Source organism: Flavobacterium sp. Root186 (genome assembly GCF_001428525.1).
Classification (GTDB): Bacteria; Bacteroidota; Bacteroidia; order Flavobacteriales; family Flavobacteriaceae; genus Flavobacterium.
In genome coordinates, this window is record NZ_LMHW01000010.1 from 1,208,669 (window position 1) to 1,227,260 (window position 18,592).

Sequence of the window (18,592 nt, forward strand, 5' to 3'; positions counted from 1 at the left end):
TAGCTTATTAGACAATAAAAATGTTTTTAAATAACAATAAAAATTCACAGATGAAAAATAAATTATTAATGTTTAGTGCAGTTTTAGCCCTTTCACTAGGCAGCTGTACAGGTGACTTTGAAGATATAAATACCAATGAAACTGGTTTTAGTAATGATCAATTAGAACAAGATTTTAATCAGGTAAAAGCGCCTCTTAAAACTATGCAGAGAGGAATGTATATCTTGGTTGCAGATGATTGGCAGGGAGATATTCAATTTAATTTAAATGCAGATATCTTCTCAGGGTATATGGGAACGCCTCATGATTTTGAAGGTAATGCAAATAATTCAACTTATGCTCTATTAGATGGATGGAATGGTGCAGAATGGGTTCAGAAGTATCAAAGAGAGATGGTTAATGCTTATAATCTGGAGAAATTAACAAAAGAGAAATATCCTCAGTTTTATGCTTGGTCTCTAATTTTAAAAGTTTATGCAATGCATAAAACAACAGATTATTATGGACCGATCGTTTATTCAGGTTTTGGAAACGCTGACGGATCAACTCCTTACGATTCTCAAAAAGCAGTTTACGATCAATTTTTTGCTGAGTTAAAAACTGCAATTGATATCTTAACTCCAAAAGCGGCTGATGCTTCTGCTACTTTTTTCGCAGCAGGAGATGCAACTGATGGAACGACAGCAGGAGGAAATATACAAAAATGGGTAAAATTTGCTAACTCTTTAAGACTACGTTTGGCAATACGTATTTCTAATATCGATCCTGTAAAAGCAAAAGCCGAAGGTGAAGCAGCATTGGCAGGTTTAGGTGTTATTACTTCTAATGCTGATAACATGGCTTATATTGCTGAGCACCCTGTTAAAACATATACAGGTCCATGGGCAGATATCAATGCGGGTGGGGCAATTGTATCTATCATGAATGGTTATAATGATCCAAGAAGAGCAACTTTTTTCCATACTGCTACCGGAGGTGTTTATCAAGGTATTAGAATGGGAACTTTAGTTGATGCTGATTATAGAACTGCTAAAGCAGATTTGTTCTCAAAAGTAGGACCTATTGTAGAAAATAACTTGATTCCTTGGTTTAATGCATCTGAATCTCACTTTTTGAAAGCGGAAGCTGCATTAAAAGGATGGAATGTTGGAGGAGGATCTGCTCAATCATTCTATGAGTCAGGAATTGCAGTTTCTTTTGCACAATTAGGCGCAGGTGATGCTTCTACTTATATTAGTGATAATACTTTGTTGCCAGCTAATTTTACTGATCCATTAAATGCGGCTAATAATATTGCAGCACAAAACTTAGTAACTGTAAAATGGTCTGATGCAGTATCTAATGAGGTGAAACTGCAAAAAATCATTACACAAAAATGGATTGCTGGTTTTCCTGACGGTCAAGAAGCTTGGGCAGAAACAAGAAGAACCGGATATCCAAAATTATTCTTGCCAGCAAATAATTTCTCTGGAGGAAAAATTCCAAATGGAACATTTGTAAGAAGATTGAATTTCTATGTAAATGAGAAAACTTCTAATCCAACTGGTTATGCACAAGGTGTTAGTCTTTTAGGAGGTCCTGATACTGGAGCAACAAGACTTTGGTGGGATACTGGAGTGAATCAATTCTAAAAAAATAAAGATTTAAGATTTTAAGTTTGGTTAGTAAACGGTATAAGAAATGGAAATTACTTATACCGTTTCAAAAACCAAAATTGTACATACCAAAAAAAGAAAAAAAATGAAAAGTGCTTTAGAAACAAAACCTGATATCAGCTATAAAAGCGCCGGAAAATTTGAAGAAACACGATTTGAGAAAATTCACAACGAAATCTTCAAAAGTTCTGCTGAAGCATCGGTAATTGTAGCGCAGGAAATCGCTCAGTTAATTAGATCTAAGCAGGAAAAAAATAAATCTTGCGTGCTTGGTTTGGCAACAGGGTCTTCTCCTATAAAAGTATATGAGGAATTAGTTAGAATGCACAGAGAGGAAGGACTGAGCTTTAGCAATGTAATCACTTTTAATTTGGATGAATATTATCCAATGAATAGAGAAAACAATCAGAGCTATCATTATTTCATGCACCAGCATCTTTTTAATCATATTGATATTAAACCTGAAAATGTAAATATTCCAGACGGAACAGTTTCTATTGATGAATTAAATCAATACTGCATCGACTACGAAATGAATATTAAACAAGCAGGCGGACTTGATTTTCAACTTTTAGGAATTGGTCGTACAGGTCACGTTGGTTTCAATGAGCCGGGTTCGCACATTAATTCCGGAACAAGAATTATTACACTGGATCACATTACAAGAGTAGATGCTTCATCTGACTTTAATGGAATCGATAACGTTCCAAAAAGAGCCATCACAATGGGGGTTTCTACCATTATGAGATCTAAAAGAATCGTATTAATGGCTTGGGGACAAAACAAAGCCGATATCATCAAGAGAACTGTTCAGGGTGATATTAGTTCTGAAGTTCCTGCAACATTTTTACAAAATCATCCTAATGCAACTTTCGTATTAGATCAGTCTGCAGCATCAGAGTTAACTCGTTTTAAAACGCCTTGGCTTGTTGGAGAATGTATTTGGACACAAGAATTAAAAAGTAAAGCGATTGTTTGGCTTTGCCAGAAAACAAACCAATCTATTTTAAAATTAACAGACCGTGATTACAACAACAACGGAATGTCTGATTTATTAGCACAAGAAGGTTCTGCCTACGATTTAAACATCAATATGTTTAACGTATTGCAGCACACCATTACAGGATGGCCGGGGGGAAAACCAAACACAGATGATTCACATCGTCCGGAAAGAGCCAATCCAGCTAAAAAAAGAGTTATCCTTTTCAGTCCGCATCCGGATGATGACGTGATTTCGATGGGAGGAACATTTTCAAAATTGATTAAACAAGGTCATGATGTACACGTTGTATATCAAACCTCTGGAAATATTGCGGTTACAGATGACGAAGCATTAAAATTTGCTGAGGTTTGTAATGATTTTATTGGTGGAGATCTTCCAAAAGACATCAATTTCAAATCTGTAATTGAATTTTTAAATAACAAATCAGAAAATCAAATTGATTCTCTTGAAGTTAGAAAACTAAAAGGATTAATTAGAAGAAGAGAATCTTACGCAGCAACAAGATACATTGGCTTAAAAGACGAAAATACACACTTTTTAGACCTGCCTTTTTATGAAACAGGACAAGTTAAAAAGAATCCTTTAGGACCAGAAGATATTGCTATCGTAAAAGATATTATTGCTAAAATAAAACCACATCAGGTATTTGCTGCAGGCGATCTTGCCGATCCACATGGAACGCACGAAGTTTGTCTGAATGCTATTTTTGCTGCAATGAAACAATTAAAACCAGAAAAATACATGGATGACTGCTGGTTATGGCTTTATAGAGGAGCTTGGCACGAGTGGGATATTCACGAAATTGATATGGCGGTACCGCTTTCTCCGTCAGAAGTTTTATTAAAACGTCATGCCATTTTATACCATCAGTCTCAAAAAGACAGGGTTATGTTTCAAGGAAATGATTCTCGAGAATTCTGGGTAAGAGCAGAAGATCGAAATAAAAATACAGCTATTCTGTATGATGAATTGGGACTGGCAGAATACGAAGCTATTGAAGCTTTTAAACGTTTTGATTATTAAAGTTGTTTTTTTTAGATTCGGGTGAGAGCGAATCAAATTTCAAAATTCAGATGGACCTCAAGCGATAAGTGAGGTAAGCAGAAGTCTTTCTGAGTTTTGTTTTTTTCTAATTTAAATGGATGTTTCAGAAAGCATCTGACCAAAAAAATTAAAAATGAAATATTTATTTGTACTACTATTAGCGGGTGTAACAGCTGGTGCTCAAGTTAAAAAAGAGCAGTTGAACCTTATGCCCTGGCCTCAGAATGTTGTTGTAAACGAAGGGAATTTTACTTTAACCAAAAACTTTAAAGTTAATATTTCCGGAAATCCAAATCCAAGAATTTTTGGTGGAGTAACTCGTTTTTTGCGCCGATTAGATGGTAGAACAGGTATATTTTTCGAACAGGGTTTTATTTCTAAACTAAACGAATTTCCAAACGCTGAATTACAGATAAACTGTGATAAAAACGGGAAAATTGGTTTATATGAAGATGAAAGCTACAGCTTAGATATAAAACCAAACAAAATAACGATCAATGCAACTAGCGATTTAGGTGCTTTGCACGGATTAGAAACCTTGTTACAGCTGCTGGAAAATGACAGTAAATCATTTTATTTTCCGGTATCTCAAATCTCAGATTTTCCAAGATTTACCTGGAGAGGTTTAATGATTGATGCAGCAAGACATTTTCAGCCTGTAGATGTAATCAAAAGAAATATTGATGCATTGGCAGCAATGAAAATGAATGTTTTTCACTGGCATTTGGTTGATGATCAAGGCTGGAGAATTGAAACTAAAAAACATCCAAAATTAATCGAATTAGCTTCGGATGGATTGTATTATACACAAGAGGAAATTAGAAATATCGTAAAATATGCTGATGAGCGCGGTATTTTAATAGTTCCTGAAATAGATGTTCCGGGTCACGGATCTGCAATACTTACGGCTTACCCGGAAATTGGAAGCAAAGTGATTACACTGACTGGAGGAACTTCTGAAAAAAATATTCAAGGTACAGCAATCGCTACCTATGGAATTGAAAGAAATGCAGGTATTTTTTCACCAACATTAGATCCTTCAAATCCTAAAACGTATAAAATATTAAATGAACTTTTTGATGAGGTATGCCCATTATTTCCCGGAGCTTATTTTCATATTGGGGGAGATGAGAACGAAGGGAAAGATTGGGATGCCAATCCGAAAATTCAGGAATTTAAAAAGAAACATAATTTAAAAACCAATCACGAATTACAAACATATTTCACCATGCAGTTAGCTCCGATGCTTAAAAAACACGGAAAACAATTAATGGGATGGGAAGAAATTTTAACCAAAGATCTTTCTAAAGAAGCAATTGTACATTCGTGGAGAGGTCCAAATGAAGGAGTTACAGCCGGTCAGTCATTAGTTGATGCAGTGAAAAAAGGCTATAAAACAGTTTTATCAAACGGATATTATATTGACTTAATGTATCCCGTTGCAAGTCATTATTTAAATGATCCGATGCCAAAAGGAGCTGATTTAACGACAGAAGAAAAAGCAAGAATTTTGGGCGGAGAAGCAACAATGTGGACAGAACTTACAACACCTGAAACAATAGATTCAAGAGTTTGGCCAAGAACAGCCGCAATTGCAGAAAGACTTTGGTCTGCCGAAACTGTTACAGATCTTGCGAGTATGCGTAAACGCCTTGAAAATATTTCTTTTAGATTAGAAGAATTAGGATTAACACATATTAAAAACAAAGGTGTTATTCTAAGAAATATCACAAATAACCAAAATGTAGAATCTATTAATGAGTTTTCTAATGTTTGCGAACCATTAAAAGGATATACAAGAAATAAAGGCGGAACGGAATATCAAATGTATTCTCCGTTTACACTTTTTGCTGATGCGTGTACACCTGATGCTAAAGAATCTTTAGCTTTTAATGATGCAGTAACACAATATTTGGCAAATAAAACAGAAGAGAATAAAGGAAAAGTTGCAGCATTTTTCAATAAATGGATAACCCTAAATAAAGGCCTAATAGAGTTAAGTGCAAATGCACCTTTGGTACAGCCAATTCTTCCTTTGTCAAAAAAATTAAGTGATGCATCGCAGGAATTACTGCTTGTTTTAGATAATAAATCGACTTTAAAAGCAGCAGATTTAAAAAGTTTAATAGAACAATGTAATACAAAGGATCATGCTGACGTCGAATTGTCAGTTTATGAGAGTTTAAAGAAATTAATTTAAGGTTTGGTTTGAATTAGTATTTAGTAAGTTTAAGTTACCACTAATGTTTTGAGTGCTAGTTATCTCTGCCAGAAGTAACCTCTGGTAGAGGTAATTATGTTAAACTTCTACAATCTCTTTCTCACCTTTAAATAATTAAAGCATAAAAAAATAACCACTAACGGAGTATTAACATTTTAAAAAACCAAATAGAAAGAATACCCAAACATGACAACAAAAGAGTATAGATTGATGAGTCGTCCCAAATTTATCATTTGTATTTAATATTAATTTTTTTAAAAATTATAAATAAATATCAATCACTACTATTTGCTATTGATTATGAAGAATCAGTAATAGTAATATTTATCTATAGAATTTAATTTGAGTTTATTTCCAATCAACACAGCCTTCCAACCTGAGTTGAGCGAAACCTGGCAGTAATACTGCTTCGGCCCAATTATTTATTTTCTATTAACCAATATTTATTAATTATGAAACATTATTACAGATTGCTCTTTTTGTTATTGTTTCCCTTACTTGCGTTGGCCCAACCCGCCCACGGAAAGAAAGTAGTGGGATATTATGCGCAATGGTCTATTTATGCCCGGGATTTCAACGTTCCGAAAATTGATGGAAGTAAAATTACGCATTTAAATTATTCTTTTTATGGCACAACGTATGATCCCGCACATCCGGAGAATACAAAATTAAAATGTTTGGACACCTATGCTGATTTTGAGCATATGGAAGGTGGAATTCCTTGGGATGCTCCGGTAAAAGGAAATTTTTACGACTTGAAAAAGTTAAAAGAAAAGTATCCTCATTTAAAAGTCTTAATTTCTGTTGGAGGCTGGACAAAAGGCCAGGATTTATCTCCAATTGCTGCAAGTCCTGTGGCAAGAGCTGCTTTAGCTGCAGATATGGCAAACTTCATTGTTACTTATCCGTTTATTGATGGTTTTGACATCGATTGGGAATACCCTCTTTCTGGTGGAACTGATGGTACAGAAATTGTAAATGGTTCACCTGTTCCTCCACAAAAATACAGCCCTGATGACAATAAAAATTTAGTGCTTTTATTGAAAGCAATGCGCCAGGCAATGCCAAATAAACTGGTTACAATCGCAGCAGGAAACAATGTTCGAAAAGTAGCGCAGCAATATTTGGGGCCAAACAACAGATCTCAATACGGAATGACAGAAGACATTTCAACTTATTGCGATTATATCACTTATTTTGGATATGATTTTGGTGGAAACTGGTATGATAAAACATGCTACAATGCTCCTTTATATGCAAGTGGAAATCCTAACGATCCTTTGTATGGTGCAACACAATCTGAATCATTGGACGAATTAACAAATCAATATCTAAATGTAATTGGTTTCCCGGCAAATAAATTAATCATGGGATTACCATTCTATGGAAAGAAATTTGATCATGTAGCGACAAATTCAACAAATGGATTATTCGTTTCGGCTCCAAGAGATATAGTGGGAGGATGTACAAATCCGCAAAACCCTATTGGAACATGGGATGGTTCAGGAGCGTGCGAACGTTCAGGGAGTATCGAAATTTGCGATTTAGTCGGAAATCCGGTTACAAACTCACATGCTTATTTAGATCCAAATACAATGCAGGTTACACCAAGTGCAGCTTCAGCAGGATGGGTCAGATATTTTGATAATACGACTAAAGTTCCTTATTTATATAATGCTACTCTTAAACAGTTTATTTCTTATGAAGATAAGCAATCGATGGATTTAAAAGTGCAGTATATTAAGTCAAGAAACTTAGCTGGAGGTATGATCTGGGAATTATCTCAGGATACAAGAGGTTCTATTCCTAATTCATTATTAACTCAGGTTGATACTTCTTTCGGAAGTGTTGTTCCGGGTACAGTAAGTATTTCTGGTTCTGCAAAAAACGGATCAGCTTTAGTTACAGATGTTACAGTTGAATTGCGTAATGCAAGTAATGCAGTAATTCAAACAGTAGTTTCAGCTACAGGAAATTTTGCATTCAACAACTTAACTTCTGGACAAAACTATACAGTTACAGCATTAAAAGCGACTTATACTTTTACTCCGGTAACTTTAACAAACGTTGTTGTGAATCAAACAGCAGTTATTATCAACGGATCACAGCCAACTTATACAGTTAGCGGAACAGTTCTTAACGGATCAACTCCAGTTTCTGGCGTAACAGTTTCTGCAATTTCAGGAAGCTCAACATTAACAGCAGTTTCTAATGCTAGTGGTGTTTACAGTGTTGCAGGTTTAACAGCTGGACTAAATTATACCGTTACAGCTGCAAAAACAGGATTCTCTTATACTCCGGCTTCAACAGTTTACAACGCGATTGATTCAAACAAAACGTTGAATTTTACTCAGGGAGCAGTCGTTGTAACTTATACAGTAAGCGGAACAGTTCTTAACGGAACAACTCCGGTTTCTGGTGTAACGGTTACAGCAGCTTCTACCGCAGGAAATGTTACTGCAACAACTAATTCAAGCGGAGCTTATTCACTTACTTTGGCTTCTGGCGGAAATTACACCGTAACTGCTGCCTTAACTGGACTGACTTTTACTCCGGCTTCGACAGTTTATTCTAACTTAAATGCGAACAAAACATTAAACTTCTCACAAGATGTTATTGTAGTTCCTTCAAGCAAAATCAGCGGAACAGTTAAAAACGGAACAACTCCGGTTGCTGGTGCAAAAGTAGAAATCGTTTTACCTTGGACAGATAGTACACACAACTGGAAAAGCGTTTTGGCAACAACTGATGCACAAGGAAAATACAGTTTTGATAATTCAGTTGTAGCAGGTTATACAACGGTTACAAGTTTAAAATTAAACTCTTGGGAAAACGGAGAAACAGCTTATTTTCCAAATAATTTAGCAAATTTCGCAGTTCCGGCAAATCCAACAGTTTATAACTTTAATACAAGCTCTACTGCAAAAGCTGCACAAGTTCAGGCAAACTTAATCAGCGGAACAGTTAAAAATGGAACAACTCCGGTTGCTGGTGCAAAAGTAGAAATCGTTTTACCTTGGACAGACAGTACACATAACTGGAAAAGTGTTTTAGCAACAACAGACGCATCAGGAAATTATACTTTCGATAATTCAGTTGTAGCAGGTTATGCACAAATTTTAAGTTTGAAATTAAATACATGGGAAAATGGCGAACAGACTTATTATCCAAATAACTTAGCCAACTTTGCAGTTCCAACAACTCCAACAGTTTATAATTTTAATAGACAAGCGGTGGTTGCGACTAAACCAGTGGTTACTATTACAGCGCCAACAGCTTCGGTAATTGCTATAAATTTAGGATCAGCAATTAATTTTGTTGCAACTGTAGGATTAAGTGCTGCAGATGCCACTACAATCTCATCTGTTGTATTTAGTTTAGATGGACAAAGCTTGACTGCTTCGAATTCTTCGGGAATTTATACAGCGGCTTGGACACCAGCAGCAAATCAGTTTTCACTTTCTCATACGTTAACTGTTACAGCTACTGCATCAAACGGAACAACAGAGTCAAAAACATATAGTTTTACATTAACTTGTTCAGGTTCAAACTGTCCTAATTCATTACCTGTAATTACATGGAACTCACCATCTGCTACTGTATACCAAAATTCTTTCCAGGCTGTGCCAATTTCAGTTACAGCTGTTGATAGTAACGGATCGGTTTCAGGTGTTACGATTACAATAAATGGAGGTACATTTAACATGACAGCAGGTACAAATAATACTTATACGTATAATTTTACACCATCTGCTTATCAGGATTATCCAGTTGTTATCAAAGCAACAGATAATCAATCTGGTGTAACTACATTAAACAATACCATTAAAATTGCTCAAGTAGGTACAAATAGATTCATTCCGCTTCCTTCTAAAATTATTTTAGGATATGCACATTCTTGGGAAAATGCCGGTGCTCCATTTTTATATTTTTCTCAAATGGTGGGAAGTAAATTTAACGTAGTTGATTATTCTTTCGTAGAAACAGTTAATCGTGATGGTTATACACCAGTATTAACTACAAATGACAATAGATATTTGACCAATGGTGTTTTCAACAAGCAATTATTGAAAAATGATATAAAATCTTTAAGAGATAGCGGGGTTCCTGTTATTGTTTCTATTGGAGGTCAAAATGGTCATGTTGTTTTAGACAATGTAGCTCAAAAAAATATTTTTGTTAATGGTCTAAAAGCAATTATTGATGAGTATCAATTTGATGGAGTTGATATTGATTTTGAAGGTGGATCGATGAATTTTAATGCAGGAGGTTTAAGAGATATTTCTTATGCGGGTATTTCTGCTTATCCAAGATTAAAAAACGTAGTAGATGCTTTCAAAGAATTAAAAGCTTACTATGGCCCTGGATTTTTACTAACTGCAGCTCCGGAAACACAATACGTACAAGGAGGATATTCAACCTATACGGATACTTTTGGTTCCTTCCTGCCAATCATTCAAAACTTGCGTAATGAAATGGATTTGTTAGCGGTACAATTGTATAATACAGGAGGAGAAAACGGATTAGATGGTCAATATTATGGTTCCGCTAAGAAATCAAACATGGTAACAGCCCTAACTGATATGGTGATAAAAGGGTATAACATTGCTACAACAGGAATGCATTTTGATGGTTTACCGGCCTCAAAAGTTCTTATTGCATTACCAGCTTGTCCAAGTGCAGCAGGCAGCGGTTATTTAACACCGACAGAAGGAATTAATGCTATGCATTATTTAAGAACCGGAACCACTTTTTCAGGAAGAACATACACCATGCAGCCAGGCGGACCATATCCTTCTTTAAGAGGTTTAATGACTTGGTCTGTAAACTGGGATGCCTCTTCTTGTGGAAATTCATCTGAATTATCTAAAGCTTATGCAGCTTATTTCGCATCACAGTCGGCAGCAAAAACATTAGCTCTTGATGATATCTCTTCAAAAAGCAATGCAACGATAGCGTATTTTAAAAACAATGCATTATCTGTTTCAAATGAAAACGAAGATATCGCCCAAGTTGATGTATTCAACATAGTTGGACAAAATTTAGTAAGCCACAGAAATGTTCAAAACAATAAAGAAGTATTGCTTCAAAGTCACAGTTTCTCATCTAAACAATTGTTTTTAGTTGTAGTAACAGACAAATCAGGAAACAAGAAATCATTTAAAGTAATGAACTTTTTAAACTAGAATAAAATGATTGAAAATTTAGAAATAAAAGTATTGGGACGGTTAAAATTGAGTTTGGTTATTTATTTTTTAATCTAATTTTTATTTCGAATAAATGCCGTGAATTGAGGAGATTTGTTATTTGGTTTTCTCCTTGAGGATCGCATTATGAACCTGGTAATTTATATTGCCAGGTTTTTTTATGTTTTTTAGTCAAAGTTACCCCAAAGTATGTCATTGCGAGGAACGAAGCAACCGCACTTGCTGAATCAATTGTTAGTGAGATTGCTTCGTTCCTCGCAAAGATTATCATGACGTTTAAAAAGAAATCAGTACTTTTGACTCCAGAATTATTGCATAAAATCTTCATGAAAAAATCAATCATCATTATCATCACATTTCTAATTTTCACTTCTTCTTTCAGTCAAAATAAATTTGGAAATCCGGAAGTTAACCCAATTCAAATTCAAAAAACATTTGGCGATTGGTCAGCTTATCAAAGTAAAAATATAATGCTTTCAAGAGATTTTATTGCGCTTGATCCTCTTTCAAAAGAAATTTCAAAAGAAGCCTTTCTAGATCAGTTAGCAAACGGAAATTTTATCCCAATCCGATTAAAATCAGAAGATGCTGTTTACTATTATAAACTCTTCAAAATTCAGCCAAAAACTGATACCAGTATAAAAGCAACGATCAACCAAATAGGTTTTGACGCTTATAAAAATTATAAGATGGAAGGAACAGCTTTTCCTCCATTTTCATTTAAAGATTTAGATGGAAATGGAGTTTCAAATGAATCCATGAAAGGAAAAATCATCGTGATAAAATGCTGGTATATTCACTGTACGCCATGTATAAGAGAATTTCCGCAGGTAAATAAACTAACAGAAGAGTATAAAGACAGAAAAGATATTGTTTTTATAAGTTTAGCCGAAGATTCACCAGAACAATTAAAAACATTCTTAGCCAGAAAACCACTTTCATATGCTGTAATTCCAAATATGAAAGAGTACATGAATGAAGCTTTACAGCTAAATTCATTTCCAACACATTTTATTCTAAATAAAGAAGGATTGATTTCTAAAGTCCTGCCAAATTTCGAAAGTTTGGAAGTAGCGCTGGCAAAAGAAAGCAAGCTGTAAGTTTTGAAACCATATAAGTTCATATAAGAGATTATAAGTTTGATTTAAATGAACTTATATCACTTGTATGGTGGAAATCGATTGCTGTCAATTATAAGTTTAGTTTTAATAAACTTATATCACTTATATGGTGAGAAAAATTAAACCTTTTTCCGTACTTTTGCACCAAATTAATTAAAAAGACATTCATGTTAACAGTCAATAATTTATCAGTTCAATTTGGCAAACGAATTTTGTTTGACGAAGTAAATACCACATTCACTCACGGAAATATTTACGGCGTTATTGGAGCCAATGGTGCTGGAAAATCTACATTTCTAAAAATTATTTCAGGCGATATGGACCCGACTTCGGGGCATATTCATTTAGAGCCGGGAAAACGTATGTCGGTTTTAACGCAAAATCATAACTTGTTTGATGAGCATACCGTTTTGGAAACCGTTTTAATGGGAAATAAAGTTTTGTATGCTGTTAAAAAAGAAATGGATGAACTTTATTTAGACTACAACGATAAAAATGCAGACAGAATAGGGGAGCTTCAGGTTCAATTTGAAGAAATGAACGGATGGAACGCTGATTCTGATGCTGCAGCAATGTTGTCTAACTTAGGAATTAACGAAGAACATCATTATACCACGATGGGTGATTTGGAGGGAAAAATTAAAGTCCGTGTGCTTTTGGCGCAGGCACTTTTTGGAAACCCGGATTTGCTTATTATGGATGAGCCTACCAACGATTTGGATTTCGAGACAATCGCCTGGTTAGAAAATTTCTTAGCAAACTATGAAAATACTGTAATTGTAGTATCTCACGACCGTCACTTTTTAGATGCGGTTTGTACACATATTTCTGATATTGATTTCGGAAAAATCAATCACTATTCAGGAAACTATACATTCTGGTACGAGTCTAGCCAATTAGCGGCAAAACAACGTGCTCAGCAAAACAAAAAAGCAGAAGAGAAGAAACAAGAGCTTGAAGAATTTATTCGTCGTTTTAGCGCAAACGTTGCAAAATCGAAACAAGCAACTTCTCGTAAAAAAATGATTTCTAAATTGAATATTTCTGAAATCAAACCTTCAAGCCGTCGTTACCCTGCAATTATTTTTGATCAGGATCGTGAAGCCGGAGATCAGATTTTAAATGTAGAACATTTATCTGCATCTGTAGATGGTGAACTTTTGTTTAAAGATGTTCATTTGAATATGGCAAAAGGAGATAAAATCGTTCTTTTCTCAAAAGATTCACGTGCAACAACTGCTTTCTATGAAATTTTAAATGGAAACCAAAAAGCAGATGCTGGAACTTTTGATTGGGGAATTACAACAAACCAAGCGTACCTTCCTGCTGAAAACCATTCTTTCTTCGAAAATGATTTGACTTTAGTAGATTGGTTACGCCAATACGCTAAAACAGAAGAAGAGCGTGATGAGGTATTTATTAGAGGTTTCTTAGGAAAAATGATTTTCTCTGGAGAAGAAGCGCTAAAAACAAGCCGAGTTTTATCTGGAGGTGAAAAAGTACGTTGTATGCTTTCCAGAATGATGATGGAGCGTGCTAATGTTTTAATGCTTGATGAGCCTACAAATCACTTAGATTTGGAGTCTATCACAGCTTTCAATAACTCATTGAAAAACTTTAAAGGGTCTGTAATTTTTACAACACATGACCATGAGTTTGCACAAACTGTGGGTAACAGAATTGTAGAATTGACGCCAAACGGAGTAATTGATCGTTACATGACATTTGACGAATATCTTGATGATGAAAAAATTCAGGAACAAAGAAAGAAGATGTACAATCTTTAATCTATAAATCACAAATATTATAAATCCCAAATTCCAATTAAATAGAATTTGGGATTTTTTTTATGTTTTATTTACCTCCGAAAACTTTAGCGAAAATCCAGATAATAATTGCAACTATAAAAATCACAATAAATATCCCGAATCCCATTCCGGCTTTAAAAATATCTCCAATAACTTCGCAGCTTGTAAATGAAAATAGTATTACGAATACCATTAACAATCTTGTAATTTTATTTTGCATGACTCTGAGTTTTTAAATTTGTATATTAAAATTACTTCAGAAATCAGGAAAATGCCTTATACAATTTTTGGAAAAAGTTTTAGGATTTGGATTAAGTATTATTTGTTTAAATGATTTTCAATATCCATCATTTGGTGTAAAATTCGAATGACTTCTAATTCATTTTCTTTTATGTTTATCTTGTAAAATATTAAATGTGATTTCACTTTACTTCTAAAATATCCTTTTCTAATATGATTCATATCATTTCCAGATTTAGGATTTAAGCATAAATATTCGATTTCATCCATAATTAAACCGATATATCGATGAGCTTGTTCACGAGACCAATTTTCAAAAGTATATAACCAAATTTTTTCTAAATCATAAGATGCTTCATTACTGATCTTATAATTCATTTTTCGGGGTATTTTTTATCCATATTTTTCAAAAAAGAAACACGGTCGAAATCTTTTACAAATCCGGATTTTTCGCCTTTTTTTAATTCTTTAATTAACTCACTTTTTTTTGATTCTTCTTCTTCAAACATTCGTAAAGCTGTACGAATCACTTCACTTGCAGATGAAAATCTTCCACTTTTTATCTGAGAACTTATAAAGTTATCAAAATAATCACCTAGTAATATTGATGTATTTTTTGGCATGATTTAAAAATTTTATCAAATATACCAATTATTGGTATGTTTTCAAAAAAAAGAGCCATCGGTTCGGCTCATATTGCAGGTACGGATTTCAATCCGATTCAAAAATAAAATAAGAAAGAAATTAAAAGAGCCGTAGGTTCGTGACATTTTATTTATTATGAATGTGACAGAACCTACGAAACTTTATGAAGAAGTTTAATTTGCAGCAGATTAAAAATACAATCTTTAATTAAAACAAATACCTTTTATTATTAGCACTCATAAACAGAGGAAAATGCGTGCTTAAATTCCTTTGGCCAACGGCAACGACTTTTAACTCAGCATTTTCTTTTGCAACCATAAAATAGTCTGTTCCAAATAAAACCCGCTCTGGGTGAATAAGATTTTTTTTCAAATCTTCAGATAACTTTATCATACAATTTTCATCGCATAACGAATAAGAAATATCTGTAAACGTATTAGGGTATTTTTTAATCAGGATTTTTAGTTTAATAGTTTCATACCATGATTCTGTATTTTCTTCCAGTTTGTATGCTGCTTCGAACAATTTTTTCGTATCTGTTTTTTTTGATCCCAATATTTCGATATCCCCGCCCATATGTGCAATGCAAAGCTTTAATTCAGGATATTTATCTAAAACAGGTATATAATTTTCAGGATGAGAAAAAAGGTTACATGCTCTTGCATTTTCCCGAAATGATTTATCTGAAGCATTTTTGTAAACAGCAATACGTTTTTTAATTTTTGGCATTAAAGGATGATTTGGATCTACTGATGTAGGATTATCAGGAATAACCGACCAGACATTTTTACCTAAATAATAACTGCCGCCACGTGTACAATGTGTCATAACAGGAATGTTATTTTTTTCGGCATATTGATAAAGACTGTCTAATCGCGCATCAAAAGGAAAAAAGCCATTTGCTGGATATAATTTAATTCCAACAAAAGTTTTACTTTCAATTGCTTTTTTAAGATTTTCGAGGTTTTTAATATCCGGATTTCTAGGATCTATGCCATAAAAAGGAAATAATATATTCGGGTAAGTTTTTTTTAATTTGTAGATGTCCTGTATTTGCGAGTTAAAATCTTTTTCGGGTTTTTTGTCAGGATCACTCATATAATCCATATCAATTGTAAGCGCGACTATTTTTATTCCGCTGTATTCAGAATTATCATAAGCTCCTTTCAAGTCGAGAAAGACTTCTTCTTGTGAAGCCATAACACCAATTTTTAGGAATTGTAAAATCCTTTTAGGGATTAAGTTTCCCAATTTTGTAATTAACCAGGAGACAGGTCGGGTTAATATTAACCATTTAAGAAACGTAGAAGCTCCGTCTCCAAGTTTGGCAGCTACCTGTAAAAAGTCTTTCGGGGCACATTTTCCTGTAAAGATGTGCGAATGAATGTTGTATATATCGTTCATGATTGTATGATTTTAGGATGGTTTTATTCCGGCTCTTCTAATATTAATTGCTTTTACCATAACTTCAAACCAAAAAGGCGCTCCAAAGCTGAGGGCAAATGCTGAAATTATAATTCCACAAATCCACCACAAAAGCATTGGACCAATCTTTTCTTCTTTTGATTTTAAAAAATCAGAATTATACCCAATTGGAAGAGAGCTATCTTCTATTTCAGTAATTACTGATTTGATGCTTTCTATATTTTTAGTAATATCAACTGAATCAATTTTTTGAGCATTAATCTTATTTTCAAGTGCCTTTTTTTCGGCTATTAACACAAGATCTTTGCGATACTTGTCATCAGAATTTAATTTTTTAATTAGAGTAATAGAATCAACATTCAGCGCCAGGCAAACTAAGAAACTTATAATAAGTAAACTTCTTTTCGTTTTTGTTTTATACCAGCCGCTTACTCTTTCCATATAGTCATCAAACCATTTTGAAATTGCCTTTTTTAAATCAGGATGGTTTTCTGTTTTCTCAAAGAATGCCCTTAAATAACTTTTTAATGGACTGTAGTTCATTTGATCAAGTCCTTTTTTAAATCTCTTATAAGGATCTTCAATACGTTCTTCGACTAGCTTAACATCTACTAAATTTGTAGATCCTTTTGGATCAAAAATATTTTCAAATTTTGTGGTTTCAGATTGACTTCCAATAATATCAATCAAGGCATCAGCAAACATATCAGACGAAATGTATTGCGGGTAAGAATCTCTGTTTTTTTTAAGCTGATCGATGCTAAAGTGGCTGTATAAGCTGGCACCGTAGCTTTTGTTCACAGGATCGTTTAATAATTTAAGAATTGTTTCGTAAAGAAATCGGCCTCTTTTTTGGGTTTTATAGGAGTACCATTCAAAGAGTAACGAAACAAGAGTACTAAAGAGAAAGTAAAATAAACCTAACGCAATTAGTATTTCCAGAATTTTAGATACTTGCATAGATAATTTGTTTTTGGTTAAAAATAGGTGAAAGCAATTTGGTTAGTAAGAAAAACCATCGCTAATTTATTTAAACAATTGTTAAATAATTATTTGTAAGGTAATTATTTCACTTTGTCGAACCTAATTTGTTGTTTGGCGATTAATTTACGAATGAAAAATACTACATTGGTAAAAATGTTAACATTAAAATGGAATTATAATTAATTGTTTGTTTTTTAATTGTTAAAATGGTTAAAATTGGCAAAAGAATTTAAAAGATGGATCAGAGATGCTTTAGGTTAGGCGCATCAATACTACAACGGATTCAATACCTGGAATTTCAGAATTAATTATACGAAATTGAAAAGGGTTTATTTATTGAACCTTATTTTTTATCGTTTTTATTTCCAGAAATACAAGACAGGCTATAACAACGATTTCTCCTAAAAAGTAAACAATACCAAAAACAGAAATACTATTATAATGATATAGTAAAATGCCAAATGTCAAAATACAATAGAGTATGTTTGCTGTGCAGATTATTTTTAAATATAATTTCCAATTATTTTTTGCTAGAAAAAAGCAGGTAAGAGAGTAAATTGAAAAAAGGAGTGCCAGTAATGAAAGATATTCTAAAATGGTTTTTGATAAGTCAAAATAAGAATTGAAAGTTCTGAGAACGAGAAAAAGTAATGTGAATGTAAGTAATGCCCCAACAGCATCTATTAGAAAAATGTTTTTTGGTTTTGCTATAAATTGTAGGATACTTTCTTTCATTTAATTTGTCATTTTTCTCCGTCCATATTCATTTTTTATATCTTTTAATTCTAATTCCATACAATTATCTAAAGTTAGAAAATGAATAGATTTTGTATTTTTCCCGTCTAGGTATTCTTTTAATAAGCTTTTCCATATTGTTGGATAAAATATACCTAAAGAAAAAAATATTAGACAAGGAAAAGTAAAGTTGCCATTGCCAATTAAATAAGCTTGCATTCTAATTTCATCTTTCATTATCATTTCATATTCTAAAACGATATGTTTTAGATCATGATTTTCAAATTTCGGAATTAATCTATATTGTTTACTGTCGAGCATTTTAGCAACTTCTCGACCAACAGTTCCATGTTGTAAAGTTCTTAAATGATTTAGTTTTGGAGTTAAATGGTTTTTTCCATGAATGAATTCTAAAAGCCATATAATACCTCCTGTTACTTTTAAATCTTTTAATTTCTGAATTATGTTAATCATTTAAAATTTAAACTGTTTTTGTCAATATTG

13 protein-coding genes are annotated in these 18,592 nt (G+C 33.4%); 6 read left to right on the forward strand and 7 right to left on the reverse strand.

What is annotated here, in order from left to right; translation table 11 throughout:
* Nucleotides 1–50 precede the first annotated feature (50 nt).
* The 6 genes from ASD98_RS09090 to ASD98_RS09120 all read left to right on the forward strand — a co-directional run bounded on the left by ASD98_RS09090 (nt 51) and on the right by ASD98_RS09120 (nt 14,038).
* On the forward strand, nt 51–1,631 hold the full coding sequence (locus ASD98_RS09090) for a RagB/SusD family nutrient uptake outer membrane protein (RefSeq protein WP_128414799.1): 1,581 nt from the start codon (nt 51–53) through the stop codon (nt 1,629–1,631).
* A 109-nt stretch (nt 1,632–1,740) separates the two neighbouring features.
* Entirely contained in the window at nt 1,741–3,681 is a 1,941-nt protein-coding gene (nagB, locus tag ASD98_RS09095) for a glucosamine-6-phosphate deaminase (RefSeq protein ID WP_056203316.1), read from the forward strand.
* Nucleotides 3,682–3,835: 154 nt separating this feature from the next.
* The gene (locus ASD98_RS09100) at nt 3,836–5,902 is read left to right on the forward strand and encodes a beta-N-acetylhexosaminidase (protein WP_056203075.1); all 2,067 of its coding nucleotides are present in this window, start codon (nt 3,836–3,838) and stop codon (nt 5,900–5,902) included.
* A 473-nt stretch (nt 5,903–6,375) separates the two neighbouring features.
* Nucleotides 6,376–11,109 carry a T9SS-translocated chitinase ChiA gene (chiA, locus tag ASD98_RS09105; protein WP_056203080.1) on the forward strand — a complete coding sequence of 1,578 codons (4,734 nt, stop codon included), beginning with the start codon at nt 6,376–6,378 and terminating at the stop codon, nt 11,107–11,109.
* 347 nt (nt 11,110–11,456) lie between these two features.
* A complete protein-coding gene (locus ASD98_RS09115; protein ID WP_056203090.1) occupies nt 11,457–12,230 on the forward strand; it encodes a TlpA disulfide reductase family protein in 774 nt (257 codons plus the stop codon).
* Nucleotides 12,231–12,418: 188 nt separating this feature from the next.
* Entirely contained in the window at nt 12,419–14,038 is a 1,620-nt protein-coding gene (locus ASD98_RS09120; RefSeq protein WP_056203094.1) for an ABC-F family ATP-binding cassette domain-containing protein, read from the forward strand.
* 67 nt (nt 14,039–14,105) lie between these two features.
* Here the strand turns inward: ASD98_RS09120 and ASD98_RS24110 are convergent, their stop codons facing one another.
* From ASD98_RS24110 to ASD98_RS09150, 7 genes are all read right to left on the reverse strand, one after another.
* Nucleotides 14,106–14,279: a hypothetical protein gene (locus tag ASD98_RS24110; RefSeq protein ID WP_199866279.1), complete on the reverse strand. Its 174-nt coding sequence runs from the start codon at nt 14,277–14,279 to the stop codon at nt 14,106–14,108.
* A gap of 98 nt (nt 14,280–14,377) precedes the next feature.
* Nucleotides 14,378–14,677 carry a type II toxin-antitoxin system RelE/ParE family toxin gene (locus ASD98_RS09125; protein ID WP_056203097.1) on the reverse strand — a complete coding sequence of 100 codons (300 nt, stop codon included), beginning with the start codon at nt 14,675–14,677 and terminating at the stop codon, nt 14,378–14,380.
* Entirely contained in the window at nt 14,674–14,922 is a 249-nt protein-coding gene (locus ASD98_RS09130) for a type II toxin-antitoxin system ParD family antitoxin (protein WP_056203100.1), read from the reverse strand. Before ASD98_RS09130 ends, ASD98_RS09125 begins: the two co-directional genes overlap by 4 nt.
* A 229-nt stretch (nt 14,923–15,151) precedes the next feature.
* Nucleotides 15,152–16,348: an amidohydrolase family protein gene (locus tag ASD98_RS09135; RefSeq protein WP_056203105.1), complete on the reverse strand. Its 1,197-nt coding sequence runs from the start codon at nt 16,346–16,348 to the stop codon at nt 15,152–15,154.
* A 12-nt stretch (nt 16,349–16,360) separates the two neighbouring features.
* Nucleotides 16,361–17,329 carry a hypothetical protein gene (locus ASD98_RS09140; RefSeq protein WP_056203108.1) on the reverse strand — a complete coding sequence of 323 codons (969 nt, stop codon included), beginning with the start codon at nt 17,327–17,329 and terminating at the stop codon, nt 16,361–16,363.
* A gap of 357 nt (nt 17,330–17,686) precedes the next feature.
* On the reverse strand, nt 17,687–18,088 hold the full coding sequence (locus tag ASD98_RS09145; RefSeq protein WP_056203110.1) for a hypothetical protein: 402 nt from the start codon (nt 18,086–18,088) through the stop codon (nt 17,687–17,689).
* Entirely contained in the window at nt 18,089–18,562 is a 474-nt protein-coding gene (locus ASD98_RS09150; RefSeq protein WP_056203112.1) for a hypothetical protein, read from the reverse strand.
* Nucleotides 18,563–18,592 lie beyond the last annotated feature (30 nt).